Source organism: Acinetobacter sp. YH1901141 (assembly GCF_013416935.1).
Taxonomy (GTDB): Bacteria; Pseudomonadota; Gammaproteobacteria; order Pseudomonadales; family Moraxellaceae; genus Acinetobacter; species Acinetobacter towneri.
This window is the reverse complement of the sequence record NZ_VPEY01000009.1, coordinates 1-14,870: the sequence shown is the minus strand read 5'-3', so window position 1 is coordinate 14,870 and position 14,870 is coordinate 1. Positions and strand designations below refer to the sequence as shown.

Annotated in this window: 14 protein-coding genes and 1 tRNA gene; 7 read left to right on the top strand and 8 right to left on the bottom strand. The window is 38.6% G+C overall.

Features of this window, described 5'->3' with window-relative positions; all coding sequences use genetic code 11:
• Window positions 1-326: 326 nt before the first annotated feature.
• Window positions 327-1,154, bottom strand: a complete 828-nt coding sequence (gene map / locus FTV52_RS06785) for a type I methionyl aminopeptidase (protein WP_004972787.1) — start codon at window positions 1,152-1,154, stop codon at window positions 327-329.
• A gap of 208 nt (window positions 1,155-1,362) precedes the next feature.
• Here map and rpsB point away from each other — a divergent pair, with 208 nt between their 5' ends.
• The 3 genes from rpsB (at window position 1,363) to FTV52_RS06770 (ending at window position 3,842) form a co-directional block, all read left to right on the top strand.
• Window positions 1,363-2,109, top strand: coding sequence for a 30S ribosomal protein S2 (rpsB, locus tag FTV52_RS06780; protein ID WP_004972791.1), 747 nt, complete (start codon window positions 1,363-1,365; stop codon window positions 2,107-2,109).
• A gap of 143 nt (window positions 2,110-2,252) precedes the next feature.
• Complete coding sequence (tsf, locus tag FTV52_RS06775) at window positions 2,253-3,128, top strand: translation elongation factor Ts (RefSeq protein WP_004972793.1); 876 nt, start codon at window positions 2,253-2,255, stop codon at window positions 3,126-3,128.
• Between the two features lie 192 nt (window positions 3,129-3,320).
• Window positions 3,321-3,842 (top strand): DUF3465 domain-containing protein, encoded by a 522-nt coding sequence (locus FTV52_RS06770; RefSeq protein WP_004972795.1) that lies wholly within the window; start codon window positions 3,321-3,323, stop codon window positions 3,840-3,842.
• Between the two features lie 34 nt (window positions 3,843-3,876).
• Here the strand turns inward: FTV52_RS06770 and FTV52_RS06765 are convergent, their stop codons facing one another.
• The 7 genes from FTV52_RS06765 to FTV52_RS06735 all read right to left on the bottom strand — a co-directional run bounded on the left by FTV52_RS06765 (window position 3,877) and on the right by FTV52_RS06735 (window position 10,026).
• Window positions 3,877-4,332 (bottom strand): DUF962 domain-containing protein, encoded by a 456-nt coding sequence (locus FTV52_RS06765; RefSeq protein WP_004972797.1) that lies wholly within the window; start codon window positions 4,330-4,332, stop codon window positions 3,877-3,879.
• Window positions 4,333-4,563: 231 nt separating this feature from the next.
• Window positions 4,564-5,172 (bottom strand): septal ring lytic transglycosylase RlpA family protein, encoded by a 609-nt coding sequence (locus FTV52_RS06760; RefSeq protein WP_004972798.1) that lies wholly within the window; start codon window positions 5,170-5,172, stop codon window positions 4,564-4,566.
• Window positions 5,173-5,465: 293 nt separating this feature from the next.
• Window positions 5,466-6,467 carry a lytic murein transglycosylase B gene (mltB, locus tag FTV52_RS06755; RefSeq protein ID WP_179990313.1) on the bottom strand — a complete coding sequence of 334 codons (1,002 nt, stop codon included), beginning with the start codon at window positions 6,465-6,467 and terminating at the stop codon, window positions 5,466-5,468.
• A 369-nt stretch (window positions 6,468-6,836) separates the two neighbouring features.
• Complete coding sequence (locus tag FTV52_RS06750) at window positions 6,837-7,487, bottom strand: hypothetical protein (protein ID WP_070152374.1); 651 nt, start codon at window positions 7,485-7,487, stop codon at window positions 6,837-6,839.
• Window positions 7,488-7,505: 18 nt separating this feature from the next.
• Window positions 7,506-8,321, bottom strand: a complete 816-nt coding sequence (gene queF, locus FTV52_RS06745) for an NADPH-dependent 7-cyano-7-deazaguanine reductase QueF (RefSeq protein WP_004972810.1) — start codon at window positions 8,319-8,321, stop codon at window positions 7,506-7,508.
• On the bottom strand, window positions 8,321-9,094 hold the full coding sequence (locus FTV52_RS06740) for an ABC transporter permease (protein ID WP_096902393.1): 774 nt from the start codon (window positions 9,092-9,094) through the stop codon (window positions 8,321-8,323). The genes queF and FTV52_RS06740 overlap by 1 nt, the downstream gene beginning before the upstream one ends.
• Entirely contained in the window at window positions 9,091-10,026 is a 936-nt protein-coding gene (locus tag FTV52_RS06735; protein WP_154320519.1) for an ABC transporter ATP-binding protein, read from the bottom strand. The genes FTV52_RS06740 and FTV52_RS06735 overlap by 4 nt, the downstream gene beginning before the upstream one ends.
• A 179-nt stretch (window positions 10,027-10,205) precedes the next feature.
• Between FTV52_RS06735 and FTV52_RS06730 the strand changes: the two genes are divergently transcribed.
• The 4 genes from FTV52_RS06730 to FTV52_RS06715 all read left to right on the top strand — a co-directional run bounded on the left by FTV52_RS06730 (window position 10,206) and on the right by FTV52_RS06715 (window position 14,766).
• Window positions 10,206-10,281 (top strand) — tRNA-Arg (locus FTV52_RS06730).
• Window positions 10,282-10,443: 162 nt separating this feature from the next.
• Entirely contained in the window at window positions 10,444-11,670 is a 1,227-nt protein-coding gene (locus tag FTV52_RS06725) for an integrase arm-type DNA-binding domain-containing protein (RefSeq protein WP_179990311.1), read from the top strand.
• A 353-nt stretch (window positions 11,671-12,023) separates the two neighbouring features.
• Window positions 12,024-14,288: a hypothetical protein gene (locus FTV52_RS06720; protein ID WP_179990309.1), complete on the top strand. Its 2,265-nt coding sequence runs from the start codon at window positions 12,024-12,026 to the stop codon at window positions 14,286-14,288.
• A 289-nt stretch (window positions 14,289-14,577) separates the two neighbouring features.
• Entirely contained in the window at window positions 14,578-14,766 is a 189-nt protein-coding gene (locus tag FTV52_RS06715; protein ID WP_179990307.1) for a hypothetical protein, read from the top strand.
• Window positions 14,767-14,870 lie beyond the last annotated feature (104 nt).

The window sequence follows — 14,870 nt, the reverse complement described above, 5'->3', positions numbered from 1 at the left end:
CCAATTTTGCTTGTTGTTATTTACGGCATTGTTATGCAAGGCATTATGAAATGGACTGGAAAAATAAAACTGTTGTTTTTACAAGATATTTTTTTAAACTTTTGTGAATAACTGGAAAAGTGTGCAGATGTTTTGTTAAATCCAAAACTGTTGAATACGTGAAAATGCTTGTTTTATTAGATGGCTTTAAAGTTCTATTGGTTTGAAATAAAAAGATTTTATAGAAATTGTATGCGTTGAAATTAATAAAAAAGACCAGTCGGAACTGATCTTTTTGACATACGGGTTAAATTTTTAGCCAATGACAGATTTTGGCTGCAAACACGTTATGCAGTAAAGCGTGATAAATCTTCATCAGGGCGGGCAGTCAGCACTTCCAAGCCATCTTTGGTGACCAAAATGGTGTGTTCAAACTGTGCCGATAATTTGTGGTCTTTGGTCACCACTGTCCATTTATCGCCAAGTAATTTGGTTTGCCATACGCCTGCATTGACCATTGGTTCAATGGTAAAAGTCATACCTTCTTCTAAAATCATGCCTGTGTTGGCTTGACCATAGTGCAATACTTGTGGCTCATCGTGGAAGGTCGTCCCAATACCATGACCGCAATATTCACGCACGACACTAAAGCGTTCAGATTCAACATATTTTTGAATCGCATGACCAATATCACCAATGGTTGAACCGGGTTTAACGGTTGCCATACCGCGATACATCGCTTCTTGGGCAACTTTGCATAAACGATTGGCTAAAATGGAAGTTTCACCGCCCACGATATACATCATATTGGTATCGCCGTGGAAACCATCTTTAATGACTGTGACATCAATATTTAAAATATCGCCTTTCTTCAGCACTTTACTTTCTGACGGAATACCGTGACAAACCACATGGTTAACCGATGTGCAAATGGTGTGTTGGAATGCTGGACGACCCGGAGCAGCACCATAACCTAAGCAGGCAGGAATAGCTTGTTGTTGATTGACAATATAGTCATGGCAAATCGTATCCAGTTCGAGCGTAGTAACGCCTGGTTTAACGTGTGCTTTGATCATCTCCAAAACTTCTGCCGCCAGTCGTCCTGCCACGCGCATTTTTTCAATATCTTCTGCGGTTTTGATGAGTCGACGAGGTGCTTGATAAGTTGTGTTCATGATCTTTAAAAACTTTTGGAAATTTGTGTGTGACTATGGTATAAATAGCCGCCCATTTTATCAAATGCTTTTTATGAATATGTTTCAAAGAGCTTGGTAAAAGGGAAATTAAAAATCCGCACATATATCGTCACATTACTCTGGGTGCCCTTTGGGGTGGAGAATGCGGATATATGGAGGCCTAACCCAAACATTTAAGGTAAAGAAAATGGCAGATTACAACGTAAGCATGCGCGACCTTCTTCAAGCTGGCGCACACTTTGGTCACCAAACACGTTTCTGGAACCCAAAGATGCGTCAATACATCTTTGGTGCGCGTAACAAAATTCACATCATCAACCTTGAACACACTGTTCCTGCGTTAAATGATGCTTTGAACTTTGCAAACCAATTGGCTAGCAAAAAGAACAAAGTTTTGTTCGTTGGTACAAAACGTGCTGCTTCTGCAATCATCCGTGAACAAGCTCAACGCGCTGGTCAACCGTATGTAGATCACCGTTGGTTAGGTGGTATGTTGACGAACTGGAAAACACTTCGCCAATCTATCAGCCGTTTAAAAGATCTTCAAGTTCAGTCTACTGACGGTACTTTTGCTAAGCTTACTAAACGTGAAGCTTTAGAGCGTAGCCGTGAAATGGAAAAACTTGAGCGCGCTTTAGGCGGTGTGAAAAACATGGGTGGTTTACCTGACGCATTATTCGTAATTGACGTTGATCACGAAGCAATTGCAATTAAAGAAGCGAAAAACTTAGGTATTCCTGTAATCGGTATCGTTGATACAAACTCTAACCCAGACAACGTAGACTACGTTATTCCGGGTAACGACGATGCGATCCGTGCAGTAACACTTTACGCTTCTTCAATGGCTGATGCGATCATTGCTGGTAAAGAATACGCTCAAACTCAAGCCAATGCTCAAGCAAAAGGCGAAGAAGCTCCTGCTTCTGAGGCTTAATGCGTTTTGACGTAAGCTTGTCATTTTTGCGACATGTGATGGTGGCAAAGTAAGCGTCATGTATGCAGACGGCCCAAGAGACACCCTCTGGGCCGTTTCTGTTAAAAAAAGAATTCATTTTCTACCGATTTTAGGAGATAAACATGACTGCAGTTACAGCAAGCATGGTTAAAGAATTGCGTGATCGTACTGGTCTAGCAATGATGGAATGTAAAAAAGCATTAACAGAAGCGGGCGGTGACATCGAATTAGCGATTGACAACCTTCGTAAATCTGGTCAAGCAAAAGCTGCTAAAAAAGCAGGTAACATTGCTGCTGACGGTGCAATCACAATCGTTCAAGAAGGCAACAAAGCGATTCTTTTAGAAGTAAACTGTCAAACTGACTTCGTTGCAAAAGACGAAAACTTTGCTGGTTTCTCTGCGAAAGTTGCTGCTGCTGCTCTTGCTGCAAACGAAACTGATGCTGCTAAAATTGCTGAACTTAAACTTGAAGATGGCGCAACTGTTGAAGAAACACGTGTTGCACTTGTTCAAAAAATTGGTGAAAACATCCAAGTTCGTCGTGCACAAATCGTTGAAGGTGAAAACCTTGCTGTGTACAAGCACGGTTTAAAAATCGGTGTTGTGGTTTCTTACACAGGTGATGCTGCGACTGGTAAAGGTATTGCAATGCACGTTGCTGCATTCAACCCAGTTGCTGTTACTGCTGAACAAGTTCCTGCTGATCTTATCGCTAAAGAGAAAGAAATTGCAGAAGCGAAAGCAGTTGAATCTGGTAAGCCTGCAAACATCGTAGAGAAGATGGTAACTGGTTCAGTTGAAAAATACTTGAACGAAGTTGCGCTTGATCGTCAAATGTACGTAATTGACAACGAGAAGAAAGTTGCTGAAGTATTAAAAGCAACTGGTACAACTGTTGCTCAATTCGTTCGTTTCGAAGTAGGCGAAGGTATTGAGAAAAAAGCAGAAATGAGCTTCGCTGAAGAAGTTGCTGCTGCTCAAGCTGCTGCAAAATAATTTTTACTTAAGGTAAAATATTTTGTAAGGAAAGCCCCAATTTATTTTGGGGCTTTTTTGTGAATATAGATTTTGGCAATATGCAATCGTGGCATAAATATTGAGATGAAGATTAAAGATATTAATTTTAAATCAGTATGTTACGAATAATTGACTTAATCGTATAGGGTGGAATCAGAACAAGAAGGTTATATGGCAAATAAAAAGAATTTAAGCATCGGCGCAATTATTGTAGTGCTAATTGCTGCATTTTTTGGCATAGATTTACAGCAGTTTCAGTCTGAAACATCAAATGCACCATCTACAAGTACTGCTCGCACATCGCAAACTGAAAAAGAGCAGTTAGACGTACAGCGAGATGCGCTGCAAGATGATGCTCAGGGTGTTCAGCTGATTGAACGTGCGTTTGAGCGCAAACAGAGCGATTTACAAGTCCGTGCGAGTGGGCAGGTCATTGCAGTGTTAGCGGATGACAACGAAGGCTCACGTCATCAAAAATTTATTTTAAAACTGAATAATGGGCAAACTGTATTGGTTGCACATAATATTGATCTTGCACCACGAATTACCAATATTGCAAAAGGTGATACTGTTGAGTTTTTTGGTGAATATGAATACTCAGATAAGGGTGGGGTGATTCACTGGACGCATCATGATCCAGCAAATAAACACGTGGGCGGATGGTTAAAACATCAAGGAAGAACCTATCAATAACGGTTCTTCCGATAACGAAAATAGGATATAGCGTTTAAATGCTCATAATGCTGTTTTTACGACGTGTTTTCCAAGAGGGTAGGATTTTACCTAAATAGGCATCCATGCACCAAATTGGGCCAATGAGAAGGAATTGGAGGTCTTTGAAGAATGAAGGCTTTTTCCCTTCAACTTTGTGACCATAAAACTGCCCAATCCACGCCAAAACAAAAATTGCGATATAAAAACCCATTCCAACAGGCAAAACATAAATCAGCCATGCCATTACCAGCATTAATGCTGCCATTGCAACTGCAAGAACCAAGTCTAAACGTGCATAAAAAATAAAACTGAGCACCAGAAGTAATGTTGTTAGTAAAGCGCTGAAATGCGCCAAGATGCCGACAATCGAAAAAAAGATCGTAGGTACGCACACCCAGTGAATTAATTTATTGGTTTTATTTTGATGGCTCTCGCTGTATTCATCTAGCCACTCGCTTACTGTCTTCATGTGCTACTCCTGTAGACCGATCATCCGTTGTTATTGTTTGACTGTCTAAAATATAACTGAGAACAGTGAGGCGGTCAAAACAGTATTCATATTTTCAAAATGAAGTGGCAACAAAATTTGTGTGGATCATCTTTGTGCAGACATGCATGGGATGACTGTAAATCTTACAGGCATTAAAAAAGCCACATTGCTGTGGCTTTCAAGTCAAATGTGAAGTCGTGTAAGCGAATCTTAAGAGTTTGGACCGTCAATACGCTCAATGCTTACTTTGGCAGTACCTGCATTGGTGATGCCCAATTGTTTTGCAGCGCCGTAAGAAAGATCAAGTACACGGTTGCCATGGAACGGACCACGGTCATTTACTTTTACAACAACGCTTTTGCCGTTGTTTTTATTGGTCACGCGAATATAACAGTTGAGCGGTAGGCTACGGTGTGCTGCGGTCATTGCATTCATATCGAATGTTTCACCGCTTGCAGTTTTACGACCGTGGAATTGACGACCATACCAAGACGCCATACCTGTTTGGCTAAATTTACGTACAGTATTTGAAGCCACAGTGTTTAACTTCTCAATCACTGAAGGCTCTTCTGCAGGAATTTCAATTTTCGCTGCAATCGTTTGACGACGAATTTGGTCGCCTGAACGTTCGGTGATTGAAAGGCTGTTTAAATTTGAGAAATGTGAATTAAAACTTTGAGCTTCTTTATTGAGTACACGTGCAGCAAGGCTAGATGACTCATTATCATTATTGAATGATGATTGCACCATTTCAGCTTGCGACTGACTTAGGGCAACAGCTGCAGAAAGTGCAAGTAAGTATTTAAGTGAACTATGCATGGTTTGAACTCCTGAAGACAGAATTTTTAACTTATTTCGCTCTTAACTGATTGAAATAGTGGTAATCCTGTCTGTAATTTCACTTTTTTGACTACATTTGACGAAATGGATAATATTCATCCCTTACCAAAGGTGTCTAGTCTTTATACGAAAATAATGACAAAAGTACCAAAAAACAACTTTGTTTGATTAAAAAATAATCAATATTGTAACAATATATTTAAAAAGATGATTTTGTGATCAAATTGTTAAAAATATTTCTTGACTTTACTTGTTTGGTTTGGGTGTGGGGTTTATCGGCTGGCAATTTCAGTACCGAGTAACCATAACGCAGTTGCATACATACGGCTGCGGTTATAGGTCGTAATCACCTGAAAATTTGGGTAAGTAATATAGTAAATTGGCCCATAATTCTCTTGCAATTGAATGACATTCACCAAATCCAGATCATCTATTTGCACAATTGGATTCATTGGCATCACGCCTTGCGATTTTAAAACCCCATAAGGTGTTGGCAGGGTCAAATCTTTGGCAATGACACTGTCAGGATTGTTGCCTGTATATCGTGCAGCAAATGCAATGGGTTGATTGCGCTGCCAGCCATGTTGTGCCAAGTAGTTTGCAATGGAGCCAATGGCATCGACTGCCGAGTTGCGTAGATCAATATGTCCGTTGCCGTCATAATCGACCCCAAATTTTGGAATATTGCTAGGCATAAACTGCGGATAACCAACAGCACCTGCATAAGAACCAACAATTGAAGAAGTTGGCACACCATCTTTATATGACCATGCGATCAGTGCTGCGAGTTCATCTTTAAAGTATTCCGCGCGACGTTCATAACCAAAGCCTAAGGTGGCAAGGGCATCACGGGTTACAAAAGAGCCCTTATTGCTTCCAAAACCTGTTTCTACACCCAGAATCCCTAAAATAATGGATTGCGGTACACCAAATTGCTGTTCAGCACGATTGAGCGTGTCTGCATATTGTTGTTTAAAGCGCACACCGCGCTGAATAGTGCTTTCTGCAAGGAAATTGGTTTTATAGTCGTACCAAGGCTTACTTTCGCCTGGGCGGTTCATGATGTTGATGATATTGGGTAAGTTTTTAGAGCCTTCCATCGCCCAATCGACTTGTGCTGCACTCAAGCCATAGGTCTGCATGGTTTTTTGTTTAAAACTGGCATAAGACGGATGATTTTGGAAATCATTGGCCTGACAAAAACTGGTGATAGAAAATGCACCAATGAGTAAAGAAAGACGTTTTAGTTTGTTATAAAAATCAAGTTTGAACATATTGAGGAAAATTCCAAATTGATGATTTACACAACTTATTTATATGCAGTAAATAAGTTGCTACTTATATATGAAGAATAAGCCACTATTGGGGCCAAACTGCGAAAGCGAAGTAAGCGGCTAAGATAGCATTCATGCGTGACTGGTTTGCAAAAACTTATACAAAAATAGACAAAGAATGTGTAAAAAGCGCGCAGGATTTGTAACAAAATTCAATCTAGGTGCAAAAAGTTATTCTTGATTGTGCAAAAGTTGCAGACATATCCTGATATTGCATTGCATATAAAAATGCCTGATCAAAATCAGGCATTTTGCACTTAACATGCAACAAAAGGGCTTAAAACGCATTATGAGTTAAACCCACTGATATTAATGATGGAATAAGGTGTCGTGATATTCCGCTAAAACCAAGAGTTCCTCTTTGGTTAAATTTGGGATGATTTTATCCACCGCAATATGGACAGCTTTAATTACCGCTGCTGCGCCAATATCTGCTGCTTTACGCTTAATCATGCCCAAATCGAGGGTTTTGTTAAAGTCGCTCATAAAGTGGCGTACCGTCGCTTCTGCAAACTGTTTATATAGTTCGGTTAAAGCAGCTTTGTTCACTTCATTGCCTGCTTGAATTTCGGCATAGTTGTGTTTCAGGTTGGTCACTAAACTTGCATCGAGCGTTTCACCTACACGTGCATTGCCTGCTGCATCTTTAAAGCTACTGCGCTCAGAAAATTCAATCGATTGTTTCACGACATCATTTGGCGCTTTGCTTAATAATTGTTTTAGGAGTACTGCAACGGTAGATTTGACATAGCCCGCAAGTTTTTCGGCAGTGTCGCGTTTATCGCTGGCAGGAAAACGACGTACCAACTCGGTTAAAATGGCATCAATGATTTCTTCATTAATCATTAATGCGGTTTTGTCGCGCAGTGGGTACAGCGGCTCACTTGAATTTTTTTTCTGTTGTGCAGTTTCAATCGTATTTAATAATTCTGCAGATGGAATGAATCCAAAAAATGGCATTGTTCAACCTCAATGTTGTTATTGTCGCGCTAAACGAATAGGGCGAGGCATCCATGTTAAGTCCGATACACGGCAAGGGTTAATGTCTAAACCACCACGACGTGTATAGGTTGCATATACCATCAGTTTTTCTGGTGCGAATTTTTGCCAGATGTCTGCAAACATCTGTTCCACACATTGTTCATGGAAACCATTATGCTGACGATAAGAAATAATATAAGCCAAAATACTGCGATAACAAGGTTTTTTGCCTTGATAACGGATAAAAACCGTGCCCCAGTCAGGTTGTCCTGTGACAGGACAATTGCTGCGTAATAAATGTGAGAAAAGTTGTACCTCTATATCTTCCGCTTGTTCTAAATCGAATTGCAATAAACTTGGGTCAGGATGCTGCTCTAAACGCTCAGGCGTGAGCTGATCAATACAAATACCTTCAGGTTGGCTAATTGCCAAATCATCAACCTTAAATAAAGTTAGCGTAACAGGTGCTTGTGCTGCAGCCGTTAAATCATGCTCAACAGTTTCAATGAAATTGGCTTCAGACTGAAAGCGAGTAAAGTTCATACTATTAAAGTAGAGCTTTAATGATTTTGATTCGATCAGGTTGGGGGATGAGGCAGGTAGCGTAATCCGACCAATCGCAACCTGTGGAACACCTGCGGCATTCAACCACGAAATTTCAAAAACGTGCCACCAGTCTTGCCCGAGTTGAATTCCCTCAACATCTGCATATTTTTCACGTGCAGCAGCACGTGAAATAGGGAACAAAATATCGGGTTGATATTCTGTAGGATAATTGGTGTCTTTACCAAGAAGAGATTGTTCAACACTCATTATTCACGCATTCCTGAACCACGAGAAAGTAAATGATAGGCAATACCATAAAGCACTGCGCAGCATAGTGTAATCACAGATAATGAAATCGTCACGTTGACATCACTATGTCCTAAAATGCCGTAACGGAAAGCATTAACCATATACACCACAGGGTTAATTAAAGAGAGATTTTGCCAAAAAGGGCTTAAGGCACTAATGGCATAGAATACACCACCTAAATAAGTCAGTGGAGTCAGTACAAAAGTTGGAATAATAGAAATATCATCAAATGATTTGGCATAAACAGCATTAATAAAACCGCCTAATGAAAATAAAAAGGACGTAATTAATACGGTATAAATGGTAACAAACCAATTGGTAATATAAAGGTCGGTAAAGAATAGACTCATGGTGGTGACAATAATACCGACCAATACGCCACGACTAACACCACCCAAAACATAGCCCCATAAAATGGCATGCAAAGGTACAGGGCTCATGATTAGTTCTTCAATGCTTTTCTGGAATTTTGCACTAAAAAAACTTGAAGATACGTTGGCATAGCTGTTGGTAATGACTGCCATCATAATTAAGCCGGGCACAATAAATTGCATATAGCTAAAGCCGCCCATTTCACCAATACGCGAACCGACCAAATTACCAAAAATCACAAAGTACAAACTCATGGTGATGGCTGGCGGGAGCAAGGTTTGAGGCCATATGCGCATAAAACGACGAACTTCTTTATGCACTAAGGTATAGAGTGCAATCCGTAGTTGGGTAAAATTCATTGCGCAGCTCCATCTAAATTCTTTTCGACCATTTTGACAAATAACTCTTCTAGACGGTTGGACTTATTACGCATACTGCGCACGCGAATGCCTTGTGCTTCTAAAAGTTGGAATAAATCATTTAAGGTGTGAGCTTTATCCATAGTGACTTCTAGGGTCACTGCATCAATTAAGTTGAAACGTACACCAATAATATCTAAATGAATGGGTTGAATCGGTTCAGCTAAATCGAAAATAAAAGATTCTTCACTTAACTGGTTTAAGAAGTTTTTCATGGAAGTGTCTTCTTTAATCACACCACGATCAATAATCGCGATACGACGACACAACATTTCGGCTTCTTCTAAATAGTGGGTAGTGAGAATGATTGAGGTGCCTTTATCATTCATCTCTGTTAAAAAATCCCACATTGAACGACGCAGCTCAATATCTACACCTGCAGTGGGTTCATCCAAAATAAGTAGTTTCGGTTCGTGCATCATGGCACGTGCAATCATTAAACGACGCTTCATGCCGCCAGACAGCATTCGCGCTTGAGTGGCACGTTTATCCCACAAACCCAGTTTTTCTAAATATTCTTCGGCACGTTGTTCGGCAATTTTTTTAGGGATACCGTAATAGCCTGCTTGTGTGACCAAAATATCAAACGTCTTTTCAAACTGACCGAAGTTAAATTCTTGCGGCACAACTCCTAAGCACTGCTTGGCTTGAGATGGTTGTGTATCCAGATTGTGCCCAAAAATTTCTACCGTGCCTGCCGTTTTTTTGGTGAGAGAACTGATGATGCTAATGGTTGTAGATTTACCTGCACCATTGGGTCCAAGTAGGGCATAAAACTCGCCTTCAGGAACGGTCAAATTAATTCCTTTCAGTGCTTGGAAACCATTTCGATAGGTCTTTGACACGTCCCTTAACGTCAATGCATCAGTCATGAAATTCTCACTTGAGGAATAGAGCCACTATTGTGAGCGATCTGCGCCAATAAACCAAGTAAGTTAGATGGAATTCTATGTTGCAAGTTTGGAACATTGTTTAAAGCATAAGCATAAAAATACGTAACTTATATATAGTTGCTTTACCTTCAGCAATTTTTTGTTATGATGTGCAGCGCGCGCTCATAGCTCAACTGGATAGAGTACAGGTCTCCGAAGCCTGTGGCGTGGGTTCGAGTCCCGCTGAGCGCACCATTTCCTTGTTTTATCCCTTCCGATATTGTCTTAAAATCATTTAAAATAAATAACTTACGTAACTGGGTTGTCCGATACTATCCAAAGGCGTTTTAGGATACCGTAATCTTTTACGGTATTTTTTACGGTACATTCCATTTCTGACAAAAATATACCGTAAAAATGCCTAAATTAGTTATCAGTCTGACTGACTCAAAAATTAAGTCTGCAATATCAATGCAAAAGAAATCATTTGAAAAGAATATTAAGCTTTCAGATGGTGGTGGCCTTTATCTATTGTTAGATAGAAAAGGTAGGGCATATTGGCGTTTTGATTATATTCGCCCAATCTCTAAGAAAAGAGCCACTATAGCTATCGGTATTTATCCAAGTTGTACATTGGCCAGAGCTCGCGCAAAACGAAGTGAGTTTAGAGAACTGCTTGCGCAGAATATTGACCCAGCAATTCAAAAGCAAGATAAACAGTCCCAATGTCGAAATAATAGTTTTAGATCAGTAGCAGATGAATACCGTAAGACTGAAGAGCTGGAACCAAGTACACAACGTCGGAATCAGTTTATCTGGGATAAGCTTTATGTTGCTATTGGTGAGTTCCCCATTGATTCGATAACAGCCACTCAAATTTTGGAAGTATGCCGTCTTTATGAAAGACAAGGTAAGACTGACTCAGCAAAGCGAATGAGAAGTAAAGCATCTCAGGTGTTTCGGTATGCGATTGCTTTGGGTTTATGTCAATTTAACGTTGCTGACCAAATTAGCGGTATTTTGAAGGTGGGTAAAACTAAGCATCGAGCGGCTATTACTGATGAGCAAAAGCTAGGACAACTATTAAAGAATATTAATACACATGCAGGTCGTGGGGATATTGCTATTGATTATGCAGTCAAAATCTTACCCCATGTATTTGTGCGTCCTGGAGAATTACGTGCAGCAAAATGGGCAGATATCGATTTTAAAAATAGAACATGGAGTTATACACCGCCAAAGACCAAAAATCAGACAGCCCTACAACATATTGTTCCTTTGTCTGATCAAGTCTTGAAGCTGTTCCAAGAATTGTATTGCATTACTGGATATACCGAATATTGTTTTGTGTCTATGCGAGATAAAACGAAAACCATCAGTGAATCAACTATTAATAAACGATTGAAACAATATGGTTTTGAAAATGGTGAGACAACAGGGCATGGCTTTAGAGCTACGGCAAGAACTTTATTAGATGAAGTTTTAAAATTTCCTATTGAGCGTATAGAGCAGCAGCTTGCTCATCAGGTTAGGGATATGCACGGAAGGGCATACAACCGTGCAAAGTATTTGGAAGAGCGCAAAGGCATGATGCAAGCATGGTCTGATTATTTAGATCGGTTGATGCATAGGACTATGGATTGATTAGTAAGCTTGCACCTGTGCGACAAAAACAACATTCATGCTGCATATAACCGAGCACAGTATTGGGATGAACGAGTAATGATTATGGAGTGGTATGGGGAGAAGGTGCAGGAATGGATGAAGTAAGTCACTCAGTATATGTAAAAAAACCACGCCTGATGGCGTGGTTTTTTATACCTAACATTTCTGTATTGCTTAATTATTAGTGTATTAATAAATATATTTATTGCTTATTTGCTATGTGTGAAAAATGATTTAATTTACCTAAAATATATGTGATAAACCTGTTTTAAAGTGTTTTTATAATTTATATTATCAACAACTTAGATTATTGAAATAGTTGTATTTATAGTATGAAGCTTTCAAATTACAATAAATTATTAGGTTACATGTATTCTAAATCTATGAAGGATACGTTCTCCTCTCAAGAACCCAAGGCAGGTTGTGCATATAAAGAAACAATTAATTTATTGGTAAATATTTTGCAGTGGTGTGAACAGATCGAAACGGAGTTTCGGCACTTACATTGCGGTGAGCAAACGAATCAAGTAGGCCGATATAGAAGTCAGCAGCTTCTATTGGGTATAGGAAAAGCGCTAGATCAACTTTATGTAATGCCTAACTTTGATCAGCTACAAATGGGTCTAAAAAATAAAAGACTAACTGAATTCGGTCGAATCTTTGATAGTTTTGTCCATAGGACTGCTAAATCAACAAATCTAAAACAGCAGCAACATTTCCTGAGGCAGGAACAATTCAGACAATTTTATGCTGGGAGTTGGCAGAATGATTTCTTGAAAATATGGTATGAACATTACATTGATAATTTAAGACGATATGGCATACCAGCTGAAAAATTCTCAGAAACGAAAAGTTTAATACTAAGTGATTTAGACGAGCTGCTTAAGATAGGTAAAAAATTACATGTTTTAAGTACTGTAATTCGAATTGATAGCAATAATGCAGATGATGAAATTGCAAAACTTCATAGCAAGAGATATGAGCTTTTAGGGCAGATCTCAGTTGAGGGGTTATTACGTAATTATTATATTTGCTTGAATGGTCACAATAATGGCTTAGACTACTTCTGTATATGGGTATTTGAAACAACATCTGATTACACGGAACATAGAACAATAAGTGAGATCAAAACACAGTGCCATGAGCTTCTAAAATCATATGACTTGAATATTGATGTCAGTATTATGAATTGGAATGATAACTTTAATTCAAGTAGTGAAGTCTTCAATAAGCAATTTAATCTATGCCTTTACGATGAAAAGAATAAAGCTATATTCATTGAGAATTGTTTAGATTTTCTTGTGAGATTGGATCAGGACTTTATGTTCAAGTCTACAAGTGATGACATTATTGGGCGGGAAAATCACGAAATTAATTTTAATGAAAACGTGCATATCATTATACAAAAGTTCAAAAAGCACCCTAATCCACATCGTGTATTAGGTGATTTAACTCAATATGCTTTATTCGACTTGTGTTGGGTACAAAATCATTTAAATGCTCATAGTAAAGACTATTTAAAGAATATTATTTTGCAATATCAAGAAAACTTGTCATCTTACGCAACATTTAAGCTAACGGAAGAAGAACTTAAGCTTCTAGAAAAAATTGAAATTTTTATGTTATCGGTCAAATATTCGCGATCCTTGCAGTCTAATGAAATGCGAGCGCAGCAAATAGTTGAAAGAACGCTATTTCAATTTGTAGATTTGCTTATGCAACATGATTCTATTATTACGTTGGCAACTCGAATTGGGGGCGTTTATCGGTCAAGGCTATTGCATTATTTTTTCGAGCAGTTTGGAAATTATGACTATCAGGATTTTTTGTCATTTCCTTTTGATCATACACGAGCCAATTTTTATAAATCTAAAATTGAAGACTTTAAGTACTATGGGGGATTATTTCAAACAATGCATAGTCCCATAGCTATTACGTTAGGGCAAAATAAGCATATCAATATTCCAAGGCATGAGCAGCGAGTCGAGAAAATCCAAAATTATTTGAGAGGGGCTTTTAAGCGCGATTGCGTTTTAATTAGATGCTCACTTAGCTGTGAGATGAAGAACGGCTTCATGAAACAAAAAGGGCTAAGTTCTGCTTTATATCAGATGTTGCATGCGGGGAAACGGAGAGCACCATTATCTAAGCTCAGGGCGTATGTAGGGGCATGGGTTGAAAATGATACAAGCCAAGTGTCAGATAAAAGACGATTCTTTGCCGATATTGTTTTTGTATTTGATCGTGAAGTACTGAATAATTATTCCAATTTAGCGGATGTCATTAGTGAAAGATGGCAGGAAACGCTCACGAAGGCTAGTGAGGCATTTCAACCGCCATTAGATTTAAAGGCTTCGTGCCGAGTTAAAAAAATATTTAATTCCGTAGAAGAGTTGGCATATCAAGAGTTGCTAGTAGAATCAATTGATAAACCACTAAAAGATATTATTATCAATAACTTGGCTCCCTACATAGTATATAAAGATCTGTTAGATAATACATTTTATTCAGATACTCCTAAATGGCTTATCAGAGGTACGTTACCTCGTAAAAAAAAGCGAAAGCCTAGCACTAAATCAAATAAAGCTGATGCTTGATACTCACCGCATAACTTTTTTCAAAAGTAGGCTCTATCGATTATGCTTGTAGATCAATAGAGCTTTAAATATTGTGAAAAAAATTGAAAATACTGGTTGAACATGTTGTTTGGCTAACAAATATTCAAATTTTTAATGGCAGGTTATTAATATTATTAAATATATATCATATAGAGATTAATAATCTTAGTAATCACAAGCATATAGATTAAAGTGCAATCTAGCTAGAATTTATATTTATACAGTTTACCCATGTCATATGGAGCTATTTCCATATTGAGTATTAAACATGAGTAAACCAATTAACGAGTCTAAATTAACAATTCAACTAGAAGTTGTAACTGAGCTTTGGATTAGAGCAGAGAATCAACCTCTAGATTTCTACGAGGAGTTTGCAGAGTTAGTAATACAGTTTGATGAGATTTATCGTACAGGCTCTCAGTACTTTGGTTATATAGAGATGGATCCGGAAATTTGAACAACTCCTATAAGTGATACTCTGCTCCTCAAATGATGTTATAAACATCAATATATGGAGTATTTTATGGCACGTAGACCAAGAAGAAATCATTCAAACGACTT